This is a genomic window from Mucilaginibacter rubeus (genome assembly GCF_014643835.1).
Taxonomy (GTDB): Bacteria; Bacteroidota; Bacteroidia; order Sphingobacteriales; family Sphingobacteriaceae; genus Mucilaginibacter; species Mucilaginibacter rubeus.
This window is the reverse complement of record NZ_BMKD01000001.1, coordinates 1311639-1327461: the sequence shown is the minus strand read 5'-3', so window position 1 is coordinate 1327461 and position 15823 is coordinate 1311639. Positions and strand designations below refer to the sequence as shown.

The 15823-nt window shown below is 48.1% G+C and carries 19 protein-coding genes; 7 read left to right on the top strand and 12 right to left on the bottom strand.

The features are described 5' to 3' along the window. Positions 1-13 precede the first annotated feature (13 nt). Positions 14-457 (top strand): VOC family protein, encoded by a 444-nt coding sequence (locus IEX80_RS05395; protein WP_090525852.1) that lies wholly within the window; start codon positions 14-16, stop codon positions 455-457. On the opposite strand, the gene IEX80_RS05390 is transcribed toward IEX80_RS05395, so the two are convergent. The 3 genes from IEX80_RS05390 to IEX80_RS05380 all read right to left on the bottom strand — a co-directional run bounded on the left by IEX80_RS05390 (position 458) and on the right by IEX80_RS05380 (position 3131). Next, entirely contained in the window at positions 458-1015 is a 558-nt protein-coding gene (locus IEX80_RS05390; RefSeq protein ID WP_090525851.1) for a protein-tyrosine phosphatase family protein, read from the bottom strand. After that, positions 1009-1887, bottom strand: a complete 879-nt coding sequence (locus IEX80_RS05385) for a diacylglycerol/lipid kinase family protein (protein WP_188832265.1) — start codon at positions 1885-1887, stop codon at positions 1009-1011. Before IEX80_RS05385 ends, IEX80_RS05390 begins: the two co-directional genes overlap by 7 nt. A gap of 278 nt (positions 1888-2165) precedes the next feature. Further along, on the bottom strand, positions 2166-3131 hold the full coding sequence (locus tag IEX80_RS05380; RefSeq protein ID WP_188832264.1) for an NmrA/HSCARG family protein: 966 nt from the start codon (positions 3129-3131) through the stop codon (positions 2166-2168). 88 nt (positions 3132-3219) lie between these two features. Here IEX80_RS05380 and IEX80_RS05375 point away from each other — a divergent pair, with 88 nt between their 5' ends. From IEX80_RS05375 to IEX80_RS05360, 4 genes are all read left to right on the top strand, one after another. Then, positions 3220-3591 (top strand): winged helix-turn-helix transcriptional regulator, encoded by a 372-nt coding sequence (locus IEX80_RS05375; RefSeq protein ID WP_090525848.1) that lies wholly within the window; start codon positions 3220-3222, stop codon positions 3589-3591. Between the two features lie 74 nt (positions 3592-3665). Beyond that, positions 3666-4655 (top strand): LLM class flavin-dependent oxidoreductase, encoded by a 990-nt coding sequence (locus IEX80_RS05370; RefSeq protein ID WP_188832263.1) that lies wholly within the window; start codon positions 3666-3668, stop codon positions 4653-4655. Between the two features lie 8 nt (positions 4656-4663). Further along, a complete protein-coding gene (locus tag IEX80_RS05365; protein ID WP_188832262.1) occupies positions 4664-5362 on the top strand; it encodes a sulfite oxidase-like oxidoreductase in 699 nt (232 codons plus the stop codon). Between the two features lie 81 nt (positions 5363-5443). Beyond that, positions 5444-5620, top strand: a complete 177-nt coding sequence (locus IEX80_RS05360) for a hypothetical protein (RefSeq protein WP_188832261.1) — start codon at positions 5444-5446, stop codon at positions 5618-5620. Between the two features lie 318 nt (positions 5621-5938). Here IEX80_RS05360 and IEX80_RS05355 read toward each other — a convergent pair whose 3' ends face one another. Beyond that, positions 5939-6193, bottom strand: a complete 255-nt coding sequence (locus IEX80_RS05355) for a hypothetical protein (RefSeq protein WP_188832260.1) — start codon at positions 6191-6193, stop codon at positions 5939-5941. 51 nt (positions 6194-6244) lie between these two features. After that, complete coding sequence (locus IEX80_RS05350; RefSeq protein ID WP_188832259.1) at positions 6245-6577, bottom strand: hypothetical protein; 333 nt, start codon at positions 6575-6577, stop codon at positions 6245-6247. A 123-nt stretch (positions 6578-6700) separates the two neighbouring features. Here IEX80_RS05350 and IEX80_RS05345 point away from each other — a divergent pair, with 123 nt between their 5' ends. After that, complete coding sequence (locus IEX80_RS05345) at positions 6701-6958, top strand: hypothetical protein (protein WP_188832258.1); 258 nt, start codon at positions 6701-6703, stop codon at positions 6956-6958. Positions 6959-7362: 404 nt separating this feature from the next. Here IEX80_RS05345 and IEX80_RS05340 read toward each other — a convergent pair whose 3' ends face one another. From IEX80_RS05340 to IEX80_RS05310, 7 genes are all read right to left on the bottom strand, one after another. After that, positions 7363-7536, bottom strand: a complete 174-nt coding sequence (locus IEX80_RS05340; RefSeq protein ID WP_188832257.1) for a hypothetical protein — start codon at positions 7534-7536, stop codon at positions 7363-7365. Further along, a complete protein-coding gene (locus IEX80_RS05335) occupies positions 7529-8683 on the bottom strand; it encodes a PepSY-associated TM helix domain-containing protein (protein ID WP_188832256.1) in 1155 nt (384 codons plus the stop codon). The genes IEX80_RS05340 and IEX80_RS05335 overlap by 8 nt, the downstream gene beginning before the upstream one ends. Continuing rightward, the gene (locus IEX80_RS05330) at positions 8683-11088 is read right to left on the bottom strand and encodes a TonB-dependent receptor (RefSeq protein WP_188832255.1); all 2406 of its coding nucleotides are present in this window, start codon (positions 11086-11088) and stop codon (positions 8683-8685) included. The genes IEX80_RS05335 and IEX80_RS05330 overlap by 1 nt, the downstream gene beginning before the upstream one ends. Before the next feature lie 486 nt (positions 11089-11574). Further along, positions 11575-12264, bottom strand: coding sequence for a hypothetical protein (locus IEX80_RS05325; RefSeq protein WP_188832254.1), 690 nt, complete (start codon positions 12262-12264; stop codon positions 11575-11577). Next, positions 12177-12410, bottom strand: coding sequence for a hypothetical protein (locus tag IEX80_RS05320; RefSeq protein WP_188832253.1), 234 nt, complete (start codon positions 12408-12410; stop codon positions 12177-12179). Before IEX80_RS05320 ends, IEX80_RS05325 begins: the two co-directional genes overlap by 88 nt. 69 nt (positions 12411-12479) lie before the next feature. Further along, a complete protein-coding gene (locus IEX80_RS05315; RefSeq protein WP_188832252.1) occupies positions 12480-13100 on the bottom strand; it encodes a response regulator in 621 nt (206 codons plus the stop codon). Between the two features lie 46 nt (positions 13101-13146). Then, entirely contained in the window at positions 13147-15018 is a 1872-nt protein-coding gene (locus IEX80_RS05310; protein WP_188832251.1) for a tetratricopeptide repeat-containing sensor histidine kinase, read from the bottom strand. Positions 15019-15101: 83 nt separating this feature from the next. On the opposite strand from IEX80_RS05310, the gene IEX80_RS05305 reads away from it, so the two are divergent. Further along, the gene (locus IEX80_RS05305; protein ID WP_188832250.1) at positions 15102-15713 is read left to right on the top strand and encodes a hypothetical protein; all 612 of its coding nucleotides are present in this window, start codon (positions 15102-15104) and stop codon (positions 15711-15713) included. Positions 15714-15823 lie beyond the last annotated feature (110 nt).

The window sequence follows — 15823 nt, the reverse complement described above, 5'->3', positions numbered from 1 at the left end:
TTCCAACAGGTTTATGGCAACAAGCGAATTATTGAGAATGGACAATATGGGGATCGTGGTGGAATCCCTGGATAAAGCGATTGCTTTTTTTAGCGAAATCGGTTTGAAACTGGAGGGACGGATGGTCGTTGAAGGTGAATGGGCGGGCCGGATCACAGGCTTCCCTGACCAGCGGGTAGAGATTGCGATGATGGTGACGCCGGATGGACACAGCCGTTTAGAACTATCGCGTTTTCTTGATCCCGGGGTCATCGAGGATCACCGCAATGCACCGGTCAATGCGTTGGGTTATTTGCGGGCGATGTTTGCCGTGACGAATATTGATGAACTGGTGGAGCGTTTGCAAAAACAAGGCGCAATGCTGGTTGGCGAAATCGTACAATATGAAAATGCTTACCGGCTTTGTTATATCAGAGGTGCCGAAGGACTGCTGGTGGGTTTGGCCCAACCGCTTTAATTATTTAGGGGTCACGCTCACTGGTTGGGGATGTTCCTGATAGTATTGTTCCAATGCTTTTAACTGAGCAATTTGCGATGACCGTGGGTTGATAAAAGAGCGCACCTTTTTGACCAGTGCAAAAGCAGCGTCATAAGTCAGGCCGGTACTGATCAGGTAGGCAATGGTCATGGTAGGTCCCCTCCCGAGGCCTTGACGGCAGTGAATATAAACCTTGCCGCCGGCTTTGATCTCGTGAGTGACAAATTCCGCGCCTTTGACCAATGTTTCCAGCGGCGGCGGGGTATTGTCAACCGTCGGCAAATGCAGGTAATGGAATCCTTCGTATTTCGACTCGGCGAAAGCCGGATGTTCCCGCATATTGACAATAGCAGTGATGCCCAGTGCTTTGAGTTTTTGCAGGCCGATCAGGCTGTACTGGCTCCCTAAAAAAAGATTGGCGGTGATCTGGCTGCGCTTCAGGGTTGGAACGCCATTAAAGAAACGGTAAATATTATCCCATATCTTCTGCCAGAAAATAACCAGCAAGGTAATGATACTTTTAATTTTCGTTAACATGGCACAGCAATCGTTAAGGAGCCCGGAACAACCTTTAGCGTAAGTTCTTTAGCTTCTGCTTCACAATCGTCACAGAGATATGCTTGTTTTTCAGGCAACCTGATCGTAATGTCCTTACCGGCCCAATGATCAACGGCGTCGGTTGTTTGATTCAGTAGACTGGATCCCGCAGCTTTGAGCAGCGATAGCAATCCTGCATCTTTGAGCAGTATAATATCCAGTAAGCCGTCATTGACACTGATCTCCGGGTACATTTGCAAGCCGCCGATACCGATGCTGCCGGAATTGGTGACAGTCAGGGCTACGCCGGTTGCTTCGGCCGTTTTGCCGTCTATCGTTAAATGGTAAGCAACCGGTTCGGTCTTTACAGCGCTTTTCACCGCGGCAACACCATAAGCCAGCTGGCCGATCTTGTCCTTCAAACCCGGGTCGGTTTCGGTGATCATTTCTGCCATGATGCCCAGGTTGACCCGCAAAAGAAAAGAGCGGCCGTTAACCAGTCCTGTATCTACCGCTTGCAAGCGATACTTTTGGTCGCGGAACAGCTTTAAAGCTTCCATGGTATCTTGCGGGATACCCAGTTCTTTGGCAAAAACATTGGCCGTTCCGCCGGGAATAATGAGCAGGGGTTTGCCGGTTCCTATCAAACCCGCAGCGGCCTGCGTCACACTGCCATCACCACCATAAACGGCTACGAGATCGGTTTCATTCAGCACCGAACGGATGAGTTCGGCAGGTTCTTCTTCTTTATCCAATACGTGAACAGTGATCACTGTCCCGCTGTCCCGGAATACTTCGCCGATCTGTTCTACGATAGGTTCGTCTTTGCCGGCCGAGGGGTTAACGATAAAAAATAAATGCGGTGCTTTCATGCGCTGTGTTTGTTCCTTAACAAAAAACGCCGGGAAAAGATTGCCGGCGCACAAATTTGATGATTTCTTTAGTCCATATCCCACTCCATGCGTCCGTTACTGTTGCTGTGATAGCAGCAGCCGGAAAGAATATTACCCATTAAAAAGTGTCCCTGTTTTTATTTGGAGTTATTCTGAATAACGTGTCCCTTTGCCAGGGATAAGATATCGCCTATGTAATAAATTAATCCGCATAAAAAAGCCGGTGATCATCGTGGCGAGCCGGAAGGCAGATCAGTTTAAAAGCTGATCTTTTCGCCCTGCCATCCGGTCTTGCGCAAAAAACGTTCCCAGGTTAGGGTACCGGGATCGGTCCGGCGGCTCCATTCCAGGTCGCGGCCTTCGCGGAAATAACCATCTTCCACGGCGTATGTCACCATTCCGATAGTTTCCTGCACCAACAGTTCGTTGGAAGCAAACGCCGGGAAATACCGGAGAAAGTCTTCGCGCGAATAAGCTGAACTGTAAACGGCCTTTTTGCCGGTTACCCGGCTAAAAGTAGCTACCATCTCCCGCGGCGAAATGATGTCGCCGATCACAGGCAAGGGCTGCCCGGCATATTGCTGCTGGTCAGAAAATAGCTCCAATACAGCGGGCCCGGTAGCTGTTAAGGGATCAACAAAAGGCGCGCGGAAGTCTTCCGGCAGATAGATGGGAAAGACCAGCGTACCATCCTCCCTGACCAGCGGCGTATAAAACTCCAATAGGTTCGTGTAGAAAAAAGCCATATAAATAAAGGAACTGGTAACAGGCAGTGTCCGGATATAGGCTTCGATCCTGGCTTTATCTGTAAAATGTGGTGCGAACTTCTTTCCCCGGGTGATCTCATCAACGTTTTCCAGACTGCTGAAGATCACGTGCTGTACCCCGGCTTCCACCGCCGCATCGGCCAGTTGCTTACCCAACTCAAATTCGTGGGTATCCGGCGGCGCGATACCAGGCGTCATCATGAAAACGCCGTGCGAGCCGCGGAATGCTTCGGTATAAGCTTTCTGATGACCGATATCCAGTGGCAGGTTAACTAATTCCGCACCTTGTTCTTTCAGGCTGATCGCATTCGGTGAATCCGTACGGCGGGTAATACCGCGCACCCGGTACCGGCCACTTTGTAAAAGCGTTTGTGCGGCGCTGTAGCCCTGCTTGCCTAAAATTCCTGTGATGGTGATCAGCGGTTTGAGCGCTGTTTGATTGAATTCCGATTTCATAAATTAAACTATAAAAATGATAGTTGCAAAACTATTTATCGTTCGATAGTTTTGCAATAACTATCCATTTGGATAGCCTAACGAACCCATGCGAACAGAATGTAAAAGCGATTTTATCCAGCTCCGTGACAAGCGATATCCTTGCACCGTAAGCCTGGCGATGGACCTGATAGGCGGGAAATGGAAGGCGGTCATCCTTTACCATTTGAAAGATGCGGCTAAACGGTACAGCGAGCTCGGCAAGGAAATGCCCGGCGTAACCGAAAGAACGCTGAGCCTGCAGCTCAGGCAAATGGAAGAAGATGGTTTGATCTATCGAAAGGTCTACGGCGAAAAGCCGCCGATCAAAGTGATCTATGGCTTAACCGAATTTGGAAGATCCTGCATTCCACTGCTTAATGCCATCCTGCAATGGGGTAACCAGGTTGCCGAACAGCAAGGTGAATTTGTAAATCGCTAGGCTACCCTGATCCGGCATCCTGAAAATGGAACTGAGCTGACAGAAGCCGGTTTGGCATCGGCTAACTTTGCAGCATGGCAGCGATCAACTATTCGGTTCTCGACCTGGCGACGGTCATCCAGGGACATACCATTGCGGACAGTTTTAACTATAGTGTAGCAAATGCGCAGCAGGCGGAAGCCCTGGGCTACACGCGTTACTGGTTTGCCGAGCATCATAATATGGTGAGCGTGGCCAGTTCAGCTACCAGTTTACTGATCGGACATATCGCCGGTAAGACCTCCACGATCCGTGTCGGCTCAGGCGGTATTATGTTGCCCAATCACTCACCTCTGGTAGTCGCCGAGCAGTTCGGTACGCTGGAAACGCTTTATCCGGGCCGGATTGACCTGGGATTGGGCAGGGCGCCGGGCAGCGATCAGGCGACCGCGCTGGCCATCCGGGGCGAGAATATGAACGCCGCCTTTCATTTTCCGCAGGATGTGGCATCGCTCCAGCATTATTTTGCGGGCGATCATCCGAATGGGGTCAGCGCCGTTCCCGGCGAGGGTTTGGATATCCCGGTCTGGATACTCGGTTCCAGCCTGGACAGCGCTAAACTGGCGGCTGCCAAAGGCCTGCCTTATGCTTTCGCGAGCCATTTCGCACCGGCCTATTTTCTGCAGGCAATTGAACTCTACCGGAGAACTTTTAAGCCATCCCGTCATTTGTCCGAACCCTATGTGCTGGCCTGTGTGAATGTAGTGGCCGCTGATACGGATGCAGAGGCGCAATACCTCGCCACTTCCTTACAGCAATTGTTCAAGGGCATTATTACTGGTAGAAGGCAACCCTTACCACCGCCTGTAGAAAGTATGGCCGGCATCTGGAGCGCGGCTGAACAGGAAGCGGCCATGCAGATGCTGGCCTATTCCTTCTTTGGTAGTAAGGAAACGGTGCAGGCGCAACTGAATGATTTTATTAAGCACGCGGGCATCAATGAACTGATGGCGACTTCGCACATTTATGATCAGCAGGCTCGGCTAAAGTCTTACCGTTTACTAGCTGAAGCATTAAATGCTTAACTTAGCGTATGGAAGAACCGGAAAAACTGGAACGTATCATAGAAGCGCGGATGAAACTTAAAGCACGCTTCGAGCAGCAGATGCAGGCGACGCCTTCACTGGCGGACGATCAGCCGAAAGGCTCCGGCCCGCCTAACCGTCATGGCATGCCCGCAATCCCGATCGGGCAGACCAAAACGGTCAAGTGGCCCGTCCTTGACCTGGGCTATCATCCCAATATCCCGCAGGAACGGTGGCGGCTGACCATTGACGGCGCTGTAGAACACCCGGTCGTGCTGACCTGGAAAGACTTTATGACCCTGCCCCAAACGAAAGATACATCCGACTTTCATTGCGTTACCACCTGGTCCAAGCTGGATATGCACTGGAAAGGCGTCAGCCTGATCGATTTGGCCGCGCTTGTGCTACCCAAGCCCGAAGCGACGCACCTGCTTTGTTATGGTTACGATACTTATACCACCAATATCGCTTTGGAAGAAGCACTGAAGCCGGATGTACTGTTAGTCCACACCTTCGATGGGCAGCCGCTGCCCCAGGAACATGGCGGCCCTTGCCGCATGGTCACGCCGCAGCTCTATGCCTGGAAAGGCGCCAAATGGATCAAACGCATCCAGTTCCTGGCGGAGAACAAGCTGGGTTTCTGGGAAGAGCGTGGTTATTCCAACACCGCCTATCCCTGGCGGAATGATCGTTACGACGAGGCGTAGGCCGGCAACAGCTGTAAAGCCAATAAAATACCTGAAGCCGATATTGAAATTTTAACCCAGGCTATTAAAGATTTATTACTGATGCAGAAAACCATATCCGTAAAAACTTTCCGGATAACCATCACTGAAAAGGAACGCGATTTTCTGCAGGTGCGCCGGCCGAAACAAACCTTGACACTCAGCGGTGAACCTATTCTTAAAGCCGAGCTCGATAAACGCAAAGCCTATTATGTCGATAGCCAGGAATTGTTTGAATAACGGTTTAGATTGACCTGCCACAATAGTAACGGCTTTTAGAAACGAGGCAAGAAGGAAGCAGGCTGGTGAGGGGAAAAACAAAGGGTGAAAAACGGAAAAACGGTACTGCCCCGCTTTTCGCTGAGCATCAGGAGAAAGTGAAAGCATTGACAAATAACCTCAGGATTACTTTTACGCAAGTTGATCATTACGAATGGCTATCGGGGCGCTGTATTTTTCTTCGTGATAAAAAAAATACCCGTAGTGCCGCCTGTTCCCGAATGGCCTCCGTGTATCCAAGCGTTTGAACGGGTTCGAATTCGTTTTGAACCATGAAATTTAAGATAGCAGCATATGACTTTTACCTGTCAGCTTTTCGGAATACTCCTTTCCTGCCTTCGTCTGTTCCGGGGTATCTCCCAAATTAACCTCCACTTTTAGTTTTTTCGAGTGTAATTTACCTTCAATTTGAATGTAAGCATCGGTGAACATCGCATTTCGCGCAATATTTGCAAGACTATCAGATGCCACCTCCCGAGAAAATGCTTTTATCGAGAGTATCGTCAAAAATAAGATGGGCAGTATAAGCCTCATAATTGATTAAAAAAATTACGATCTAACTCAGTTTTCAGATTGCAGCCTAATTTAAAACATTTTTGAGGCTATGCCGATGATGCCGGTGAATTTTTCCAGGTAATATTGGATCGTCTTTAACTTAAAGTCTTCCCAGTACCCTGACAAAGGTAGCAGGACAGGGTCCATAGCTTCGAGTTTATCCAGGATAAAACCCTGGGCATCCTGTTGCTGTTCGGCGGCAAGCCTCAGCTTTTCCTCATGGATAATGCCGGGGAATTTCGACAGAAATAACAATTGCACGGAAACCTTGTCCCGGACATTCAATCTTGGAATTTCAACGATTTCAGATGCTTCAGCGTCGATGCCTGCTAACCGTTCGACAAGGCGTTTTGGTATGGGCATCGAAATAATACTGTTCTGCCGACGCTACCGGGGCAGTCATGGCATGGTTAAGCCAATAGAGGTTGAAACGTTCAATGTCGGTCATCACCTGCTAAGTTAGCCATTTTATTAAAGGGAGGCGAAATGCGACTGCCTTTCGGGAGCGATGTGTTCAGCAAATTTTTCCAAAATTACTTGTCAAGACTCGCACAAATTGCCGCTGTCTTTGAAATCTCAGTAACCGAGCTTTTAACACTTAACGATGCAAACTTCAACCAATGGCCCAATAAGCTTAACGTACTGCACGAGAAGCTATTTGCCCGGGAGACCGAAGTGATCGATCTGCAAAAAAAAGTTATTGAACTCTTTGAAGAGCTGCGAAATTCAAAACCACTGGTCTGACCTGGTTATCAGACGATCGAATTATAATTTCACATGTAGCACAACGATAAGAGAAAAACTAACCAATTTCCAACTAGAACAAATTCCCACAGCGATTTGGCACTATGTTAGCGGTATTCCAGGTAAAAACCGAAAATGGAAAACGCCACCGTGAATTATTATTGCTTTAATAAAAAGTGCAGCGTGTCTATCTATAATCAGGAAACGGTCCTAACTTTATCATTACAATTTAACGAGAAAACATTAGCGGTGTCTCATCATTGTACCCTCTGTGGCTCGCCACTCATTTCCAAAATCGATCTGCTCGTAAGGAAATTAACAATGAAAGGCGCAGGAGCGAGTAACTCGTTGATTTCCTGAGATAGTACCATCACACCGTGCATATAATCGCTTCACTTTAAGCCTTATCGCTTAAGCCATGTCTTTTGGATAATCAGCAGCAAAGGCACCAAGATGGTAATCCAGGCGAAAAGGCACCAATACCCGGCACCTAACAACGCGGCAAGCAGGCCAAACAAGGTCAGGGCCGCTAGCAGCAGCGGCATGGCCCATACTTTCTTGAATTGCAAATTATTCATTGGTTTCTTCCTTGGATAAGTTTAAAAAGTAATCGGCGTAAAATTTTCGCCGGACAATCCATAAATAGATTCCGCTGATTAAGACCACTACGGCAAGCAAATCAAATACAGCCCAGATAATTTTCAGGGGCAAACCGCCATAGTCGCCGAAATGAAGCGGACGTGAGATCTCTAGGCTTTTTAAATAACCCGGCATGTTCACTATAGCATCCAGCTTGCCGGTCCAGGCATCGATCAGTACCGGTGTAAATAACCGGGAAGTCAGGGCGGAACTTCCTTTGGTATAAAGTAAGAAATGATAAGGAGTTCCAAATACATTTCCCGGATAAATGACACTGGTTATCGTCATACCAGGTAACGCTTTTTTAGTGGTGTTATAAGCTGCCTGTACCGAACTCAAATGACCAGGCTCCGGCAGCGGCCGGTTCTGGTACTGCATCAGCATCTTTTTAACGTCCGTCATTTGCCACAGTCCGAAAAGTGGTTTGGAAAGCTCATTGATCACGCCCGTTACGCCGACAACAAGCAGCCAGACAGCGGTCGCGATCCCGATAAGGTTATGCAGGTCGAGCCATTTCAGGCGGGCGGAGCGCCCTTTTCGAACGGTACCAAAGTCCAGCTTTTTCATGAAGGTACCGTATAATACGATCCCCGAAATAATGGAAAATACAAAAAGAAGCCCCATCAGGCACAAAAATAACTCGCCCGGCAAGCCTGCGAACAGATCAGTATGCAGAGAAAACATCAACCCCAGGAAAGTTTGCGGCTGCCGGGACGCGGGAGGCTCATCCTTCAATAATTTTCCCGTACGGGCGTCGAACTGCATGGCATGCCTGGTGTCGGGCTTGCCTTTAAGGTCCGGCATCATATAAATAACAACCTGCGGCTCATCATCATCTATAAAAGCGAAACTTAATGTTTCTTTGGGATAGCGCCGCTGCGCAGCGTTAAGCATTTGATCCAGATTGGCCATTGGCGTATTTTCAGGCAAAACCTGGTAGGGGGCATCCGTACTTAAAAGCTGTTCTATCTCTTCGTGAAATATCAGCGGCAGCCCGGTAAGGCATAGCAGCAGCAGGAATAACGTACAGATCAGGCTGGTCCAGCGGTGGATCCAAAACCATCTTTTGATATTTAAAGCGCTCATTATTTTAATTTAAAGGCGATCGTTGCACTGAACCTGCGTGGCATCATCTGGCTCACGTAACTGCCCCAATACACTTTATCGGTCAGGTTATCCATCTTTAAACTTACCCGGTAAACCGGCTGATCGTAGCTGATTGCGGCATTCAATACAGTATAAGCAGGCAGGTAGAACTCTCCTGCGGACCTGGATTGCATGATATAAGCTTTGCCGTTATAGTTACCGCCAATACCCAGACCCAGGCCTTTAAACTTACTTTTGAGAAAATGATAGCTTAACCAAAGGTTTGCCGTTTCTGACGGCCCAGTCCATTGGCGCAAACCGTCTACATTAGGATTAGTGTTAATCGTGTAAATATCGTTATGCGCATAACCGGCGATCAGATTAAAACCTGCGAAAGGATGGGCGATCACCTCGGCTTCGTAGCCTTTGCTCAACTGCCCGCCGTCCTGAACCTGGTAGGCAGAACGCCCTGGCGTAAAATCACTGTGGATCACATCACTTACTTTGATATGGTAATAGCTTACCGTGCTGTTTAATTTGCCATTGAACAAGTCCAGCTTTACACCGCTTTCCCATTGGTTGGCCTGGCTTGGTTTGAAAGCGGAAAGCGATCCGTCCGGCTGGCTTACCGGGGCATTGTTGCTGAAGCCATTCATGTAGTTACCGAAGAGAGCGACCTGTTCGGGGATGAGCTGATAAACCAGGCCTAATTTGGGTGATAGCGCCGTTTGATTGTATTTGCCCGTGGTCGTCCCGGTATTAATGTTCCTGGTGCCATCATTCACAAAGTGATCAACACGTAAACTGGCCATCGCTAAAAGCTGGTCAGTAACGTTTAAAACGTCGGAGACATAGGCACTGTAAATGCTTTGCGAACCTTGGGTTTTGGTATAGGGAATAGCCGCAAAAGCTTTATCAAGCGCGGCGGGAGTCAGTTGGTTATAGCGCGGATCGTTCCCGCTGATCTTAACCTGGTCAAATCCATAGATCTGTACGCCAGAGTTTTTAATCGTATTGGTAAAGTAATCCAGCCCGGCCACTAAGCGGTTACGCAGTCCGCCGATCATAAAATCGCCGTTGAAGTTTTGCTGAAATTCGGTGTAGTTATAATCCGTATTCCGATAGGCCGGGTTACGGGATACCACAGTGTCTCCTAAAATGTTGTTGTAGCTCCAGTACCCTTCCACACCGGAATTGGTTTGTGAGAATGAAGTTTGCGATTTCCAGTGATCGGAAATCTTATATAAGGCCTGGCCATAGATACTCACCGAGGGCGTGGTTTGATACAAGTCATTGCTGCTGTAGGACTTTGTCCAGTCGATGCCCAGCGTGGTGGGGTTGGTCTTTGTAAAAGATGCCTGCGGAAACAGTCGGTTAAAATCATTGGCTTTCTGGTTATAGATCTCGGCATCAAAGGAAAGGGTTAATCGGTCGTTAACCTTGTACAATAACGAAGGCGCGAGAAAGAAACGTTTGGTAAAGCCCGCATCCTGAAAACTGCCTTCATTGTTATAGGCAACATTGGTGCGCAGGTATAAGCCTTTTTCTTTGTTGAGCGGTGTATTGAAGTCTCCTGTAACTCTGTTCAGCCCGAAACCGCCAACGGTATAAGTGAGCTCACCATCAAAAGTTTCGAAAGGTTTTTTGGTTACCCGGTTCAGCAAACCGCCAAAAGAGGACAAAGCGTTGCCAAATAAGGTTGCGGAAGGGCCTTTCAGCACTTCTATGCGTTCGATATTAGCAACTTCGATGCTGTTTGGCTTGGTGTCCTGAAGGCCATTACGAAGATAACTGGAAGTACTGAATCCTCTCAGGTTAAAAGAATTGGAGCCGTTGACGAGGGATTGACTGACGCCCGTAACGTTCTTCAGTACATCATTATAGCTGACGATCACCTGGTCTTGCAGGAGTTCCTTGGGCACCACGTTGTATACCTGCGGGTTTTCCAGGTTTTTTAACGGCATTTTGGCAACGGACTGCGTTTCCTTTTTAGCAAACTTATTATAGCCGGAGCTGACGGTCACTTCATTTAATTCCCGCTTATCGTCGGCAAGGGTGAAATCAATACTTAAAGTTTCACCTGCATGAAGTACAATTTCCCTGGAAGAGGAGAGGTAGCCTACCAGTTTTGCCACGACGGTATATTTACCAGGATGGATGTTGCTGATGCGGTAAGTGCCGCTATCCGATGCGGTTGCCCCTTTATAGGTTCCATTTAAAGAGACCGTTGCCGAGGCAGCAGTTAAGCCTCCGTGCGTTTTGATCGTCCCCTGGATGGTCGCTGTTGGTGATTGGGCGAAACTGAATTGACTGCAAAGGATAAAAATAATGGTACAGGTTGCTTTAAAGATACGTTTGAAAGGGCAGGATGTAAAGGTATTACCGCATAGTAATAAATAATCCATAGTTTTGTAATAGTTAATAGGTTGAAGGATCTGTTGACAATACCCGGTGTGATGTTTGGCGACGGAGCACCGGGTTCATTTTTTTAACAATCGCTTAAGGTATATTTCGTTTCATGAATGGCGGGATTAAATGATGCGCCAAAAATAACTCATTATTTAGAATAAATCCAAATAAAAATAACATTCTTGCTAAGACAGGCTGTTTTGAGATATGACGGAGATTGTTTTCGGTTTGTCGGAATAAGTTTCAAATTGGATTTAATTCGCTGATTTCCTTATTTTAAATCAGTTTTCTTAAGCTTAGTTTCAACCGGGGCCAATGCGTTTGCAAGTATGGTTTGTTCGGCAATGCGTCTTATAACTGTTGTCATACTAAGATTATATGCATAAGGCCAGATTCTCTGGCTTAAATCGGTGTTTGCGGATTTTTCGCAATGAGATTAAAATTTTGAAATTAATTAGAATCACAAGTGTTGATGATGGCCATTAAAACTTCTTCAACACCTTGACCCCCACGCTGATCAATGTCGGATTCGACTCCTTTTGCACATCGCCAATGATACGGGCGGGTTTAAGGCTGGTAGAAGCAGCGCTGAGCGTGAGTACCCTCACCTCCGGTGTAATGCTCAGACTGCCGGTTTCTATGCCCAGTGTTCCCACTGATAAGTAAAGCGTGCTGAGGTTTTCATTCCAGCCCTGGTCGTAATTAAAATCCTTCAATAGCGGGCTTTGGGCTGAGCCATCACCGTTATTTTTGATATGCAGATATTGCCCGCCAATGGCCACGGAGAACGGTGTAAAGCGAAGTTTGGGTGATAAAATGAATTGCCAGGACATACGGATATAAGCGGAAGCGCCGGCGCTTAGCCCGCCGGAAGATATAGGCTCATCGGTGTCCAGCCAATGCGCGTAAGTTTTGCCAGTGGGGTCGATCAATACATCAGCGCCGAAATCAAAATCAACGAAATTATAGATGGGTGTATATTCCGTCCCCCGATAGTTACCGCTATAATCATAATGGTTGACAAATATACCGTCTCTGAGGGCCGGTGTCCCAAAAATGGATTTACGCTCGATACCAAGGGTGATTAGCGTACGGCTTTCCTCGTGGCCGAAACCCTGCGAGCATCGAAGAAAGGCACGCCGGTGCCCGGCGGCGTTTGATCGTACTTCCAATGCGTGGTCAGGTTAGCGTAATAAATACCCAGACCGATGTACCAGCCTTTGCGGTCTTTAATACTTTGGAGCGCTTGTTCTTTGGTTTGTGCCGCAGCCAGGACAGGAAGGGCGGCTAAAAGGATGAACATTTTCAGCGTTTTCATAAGCTTTGATTTTGGTGAGTGATGCATCAAAATTAGCCCGCTGAAGAAAGCGCCTCAATAGAACCAAGGTTACATTTTGCCAAACACCTTATTGAGCGCTTCGGTGCGGTTTTGCACATGCAGCTTCTCATAGATATGATGGATATGCTGCCGGATGGTACCCACGCTCAGGAAAAGCTGCGCCGCGATCTCCTTGTATAAAAAGCCTTTCGATAACAAGTTCAGTACCTCCATTTCACGTGAACTCAGTTTATCGCCTTCACCCGACGAGCGAAATGAGTTGACCACCCGCCTGGCGATGGCGGCGCTCATCGGGGAACCGCCTTCATAAAGTTCCTGAACGGCAGAGACAATCTTCTCGGGTGCGGCGCTTTTAAGCAAATAGCCGCTGGCGCCGGCGTTCAGCGCCTCAAAAATCTGGTCGCTGTCTTCGTAAACCGTAAACATCAGGAACTGACCGGCGAATCCCCTGCTTTTTAATCTCCTGATACAATCAATACCCGTTTCGCCTGGCAGCGAAATATCCATAATCACAATATCGGGTGGCGCTGCCAGCACGCCGGCATAAGCCTCTTCGCCGCTGCTATAAGTCGCCAGACAACTCAGGCCGGTAGCCTGACCAACAATGAAACGCAGGCCATCCCTAACCTCGGGCATATCCTCTACAATACTTACGCGTATATTTTCCATCAGGTAAAGTTCCTGTTTGCTACTCACATTTATAATAGAACAAAAGTCATATGGATAGCGGCACCGAGAAGCGCAGTAGTGTCCCGGCTTCGCTAACTATTTCAAGATTTCCGCCTATATTTTCCATACGCTGCTGCATATTACCTAACCCATTGCCCAAAGCCGCTCCGGCCAGGTCTATGCCCCGGCCGTTATCCTGTACAGAAACCGCTAATTCCTTATCCGTAATGATGGCAATAGTAATAGTGTTTGCCCCTGAATGCTTGCACGCATTGTGCACGGCTTCCTTGACAGCTAAGTACATATTCCGCCTTACTTCCTGCGCTAAGATCACGTCCGGCATTTTATCCGGTACTGTAAAGATCATAGCTATACCTGACGCATCCAGTAGCTCCGCGCAAGCGGCACGCAAGTAAGCGACCAAACTTTCCAGCGTATCCCGCTCGTTATTCATCATCCAGATCACTTCGTTCATTTGGCGGATCAGGCCATTAACAGCATCGCTGATCTTCGGCGCGGCCTCATGACCGGCTATCAAAGAACGGGTTAAGAACAATAAGCGGGTTAATCCGGATCCCATGTCGTCATGCATTTCCTGGCTGATCCGACGGCGTTCCTGCTGCTCACCGGTTAGCATCGCTTTTACCCGCAGGGTTTCCTGCCTACGGTAAACCAGCAAAAATACCAGACCCAATACCGCTAATCCTGCCAAAGAGATCACCAGCCAGCGTTGCTTACGCGCTAACTGTAGGTCTTTCTGCAAAAGCTGTCGTCGTTTTTTTTCCGCCCCATACCGCGCTTCGAGTTCCTGTATGTTTTTTAACAGTGATGCATTCAGTAACACGTTAGTCACTGAATCATAGCGTCCGCGGTAGTCTTCCGAAGCTTCCGGGCGGCCCAGTGCGATCTGCACGTCAGACATGAGCAGCAGCATGCGGCTCCAGGCCTCCTTTTGGTCGTGCTGCCTGGCAAATGCCATAGAGGTGTTCAGCAGCCGTTCTGCCTGGAGATATTCTTTTTTAAAAAACATGCCCAGGGCGACCCCGTGTAAAGCAAAACACTCCCCGGATACGTCACTTATTTTGCGGGCGAGGGGCAGGGCCGCATTGTAAGCCGGAACATATTTAGCCGGTTCTTTAAGCGACAGGTAAGCGTCCCCAAGATTGATCAAGGCCGTTTCCTGTATATTATCGTCATTTAATTTAAGGCCAAGTCTTCCTGCCCGCTCTATATCAATGATCGCTTCACGTACCTTTCCCATATCTTTCAGGCAATTAGCCAGGTTTATACAAGCCATCGCGACCGTGTAATCATCCCGGTTCTTTTCGCCGAAAGCCAATGCCAGCCGAGCGTACCGTAACGCGCTTTGCGGCTGTTTTAAATTACGGTAAAGGCTGCATAGGTTCCCGTAAGTGATCGAACGTTCCTGTAAAGTTCCTATAGAATCGACCAGCGGCAGCGCCTGCAGATAATAATTCACCGCTTCCCGGTAATGCTCCGTATATTGGTAAACGACCGCGGTATTGATGAGCGCCTTCATTAATTGCCGCTGCAAATGGCCCTTCCGGGCAATACCTATTGCCCTTAAATTAAGCTGCAATGATTCTTTAAACTTTCCCTGGACGTTCAGCACGGCGGTATAGTTGGCGATATAACGCAACGTGCCTTGCAGGTAATGTATACCTTCACTCAATTTGCCCGCAGCCTCATAATAATACAAAGCCGAATCCGGGGTATTGGTTTCGTATTGCTGCCCCAGCCTGATCAGGGTCTGCACCTTATCGGAATCTGCATGCATAACCGATAGCTTTCTTTTCAGACTGTCTTTATCCAGCCCCGTTTCCATCTGTGCGCAGGCACTTACCGCTAAAAAAAGCAGTACCCCGAATGTTAAATAGAAAATGTATTTAACCTGCACGCCACTAATTTACATAAAATGTAACTTTTGTTCTATTGATCCAGGCAAAGCAGCCCGATAATTTTGAATAAAAAAATCACACCATGAAAAACAAATTGATCACCATCGCTCTGGCCGCCGTTTGCGTGCTGGCTGCCTGCAAAAAAGAGGGAAACGATAACAATGGCGGCGGGACGCCAATCAGTGATGAGACCGGTGCCAAAGCGCTGTTTTCAAAAATGAATGGTTTGTGGACAGCCGCGCTGAGGCCGAATCTCTCCAAAACTGTCCAAACTTATACCAATACCGTACTTAATGGCTCGTCCGGAACGGCAACCGTCAACGGTAGTTATGCCGCTACACACGCCTCGTCATCAACTTCCAGCACTAACACGTCTACCATCGATGTGGTCGTCACCTTTAAAGATTATGAATCAGACGGCTTACATATAAATGGTACTGTGCATTTTTTTGATTACAGCAATGTCCGCAGCGCCTGCTCCAGTTCGGGCTGCGCTACCTCCAGCCACAGCAGCCTTTCTTACCGGTCTCATGACGGGGCTAACAATAGTTTTGGTCAGGCCAATGTCAGGTTTGATTATAATGGCAAAAGCTACCAGGATGCCGTGCTGATGGATATCGGCAAATCCGACAATTTCCACTGGTCAATTAAAGTAACCAATCGTAACAATCAAACCATTAATACCTCGTATTGAGATACTATTTGCTAGCCGGGCAACCGCAACAATTAGCAGCGCAGATACCACTAAACCTGCGGTAAATTATAGACCATCAGATTAACTGGCATTTTCGAATTGTAGAAGAT

Bases quoted from the DNA above. Each gene is read 5' to 3' on its own strand.
- IEX80_RS05395 (WP_090525852.1), top strand. From the start codon at position 14: ATGGCAACAAGCGAATTATTGAGAATGGACAATATGGGGATCGTGGTG.
- IEX80_RS05390 (WP_090525851.1), bottom strand. From the start codon at position 1,015: ATGTTAACGAAAATTAAAAGTATCATTACCTTGCTGGTTATTTTCTGG.
- IEX80_RS05385 (WP_188832265.1), bottom strand. From the start codon at position 1,887: ATGAAAGCACCGCATTTATTTTTTATCGTTAACCCCTCGGCCGGCAAA.
- IEX80_RS05380 (WP_188832264.1), bottom strand. From the start codon at position 3,131: ATGAAATCGGAATTCAATCAAACAGCGCTCAAACCGCTGATCACCATC.
- IEX80_RS05375 (WP_090525848.1), top strand. From the start codon at position 3,220: ATGCGAACAGAATGTAAAAGCGATTTTATCCAGCTCCGTGACAAGCGA.
- IEX80_RS05370 (WP_188832263.1), top strand. From the start codon at position 3,666: ATGGCAGCGATCAACTATTCGGTTCTCGACCTGGCGACGGTCATCCAG.
- IEX80_RS05365 (WP_188832262.1), top strand. From the start codon at position 4,664: ATGGAAGAACCGGAAAAACTGGAACGTATCATAGAAGCGCGGATGAAA.
- IEX80_RS05360 (WP_188832261.1), top strand. From the start codon at position 5,444: ATGCAGAAAACCATATCCGTAAAAACTTTCCGGATAACCATCACTGAA.
- IEX80_RS05355 (WP_188832260.1), bottom strand. From the start codon at position 6,193: ATGAGGCTTATACTGCCCATCTTATTTTTGACGATACTCTCGATAAAA.
- IEX80_RS05350 (WP_188832259.1), bottom strand. From the start codon at position 6,577: ATGCCCATACCAAAACGCCTTGTCGAACGGTTAGCAGGCATCGACGCT.
- IEX80_RS05345 (WP_188832258.1), top strand. From the start codon at position 6,701: ATGCGACTGCCTTTCGGGAGCGATGTGTTCAGCAAATTTTTCCAAAAT.
- IEX80_RS05340 (WP_188832257.1), bottom strand. From the start codon at position 7,536: ATGAATAATTTGCAATTCAAGAAAGTATGGGCCATGCCGCTGCTGCTA.
- IEX80_RS05335 (WP_188832256.1), bottom strand. From the start codon at position 8,683: ATGAGCGCTTTAAATATCAAAAGATGGTTTTGGATCCACCGCTGGACC.
- IEX80_RS05330 (WP_188832255.1), bottom strand. From the start codon at position 11,088: ATGGATTATTTATTACTATGCGGTAATACCTTTACATCCTGCCCTTTC.
- IEX80_RS05320 (WP_188832253.1), bottom strand. From the start codon at position 12,410: ATGAAAACGCTGAAAATGTTCATCCTTTTAGCCGCCCTTCCTGTCCTG.
- IEX80_RS05315 (WP_188832252.1), bottom strand. From the start codon at position 13,100: ATGGAAAATATACGCGTAAGTATTGTAGAGGATATGCCCGAGGTTAGG.
- IEX80_RS05305 (WP_188832250.1), top strand. From the start codon at position 15,102: ATGAAAAACAAATTGATCACCATCGCTCTGGCCGCCGTTTGCGTGCTG.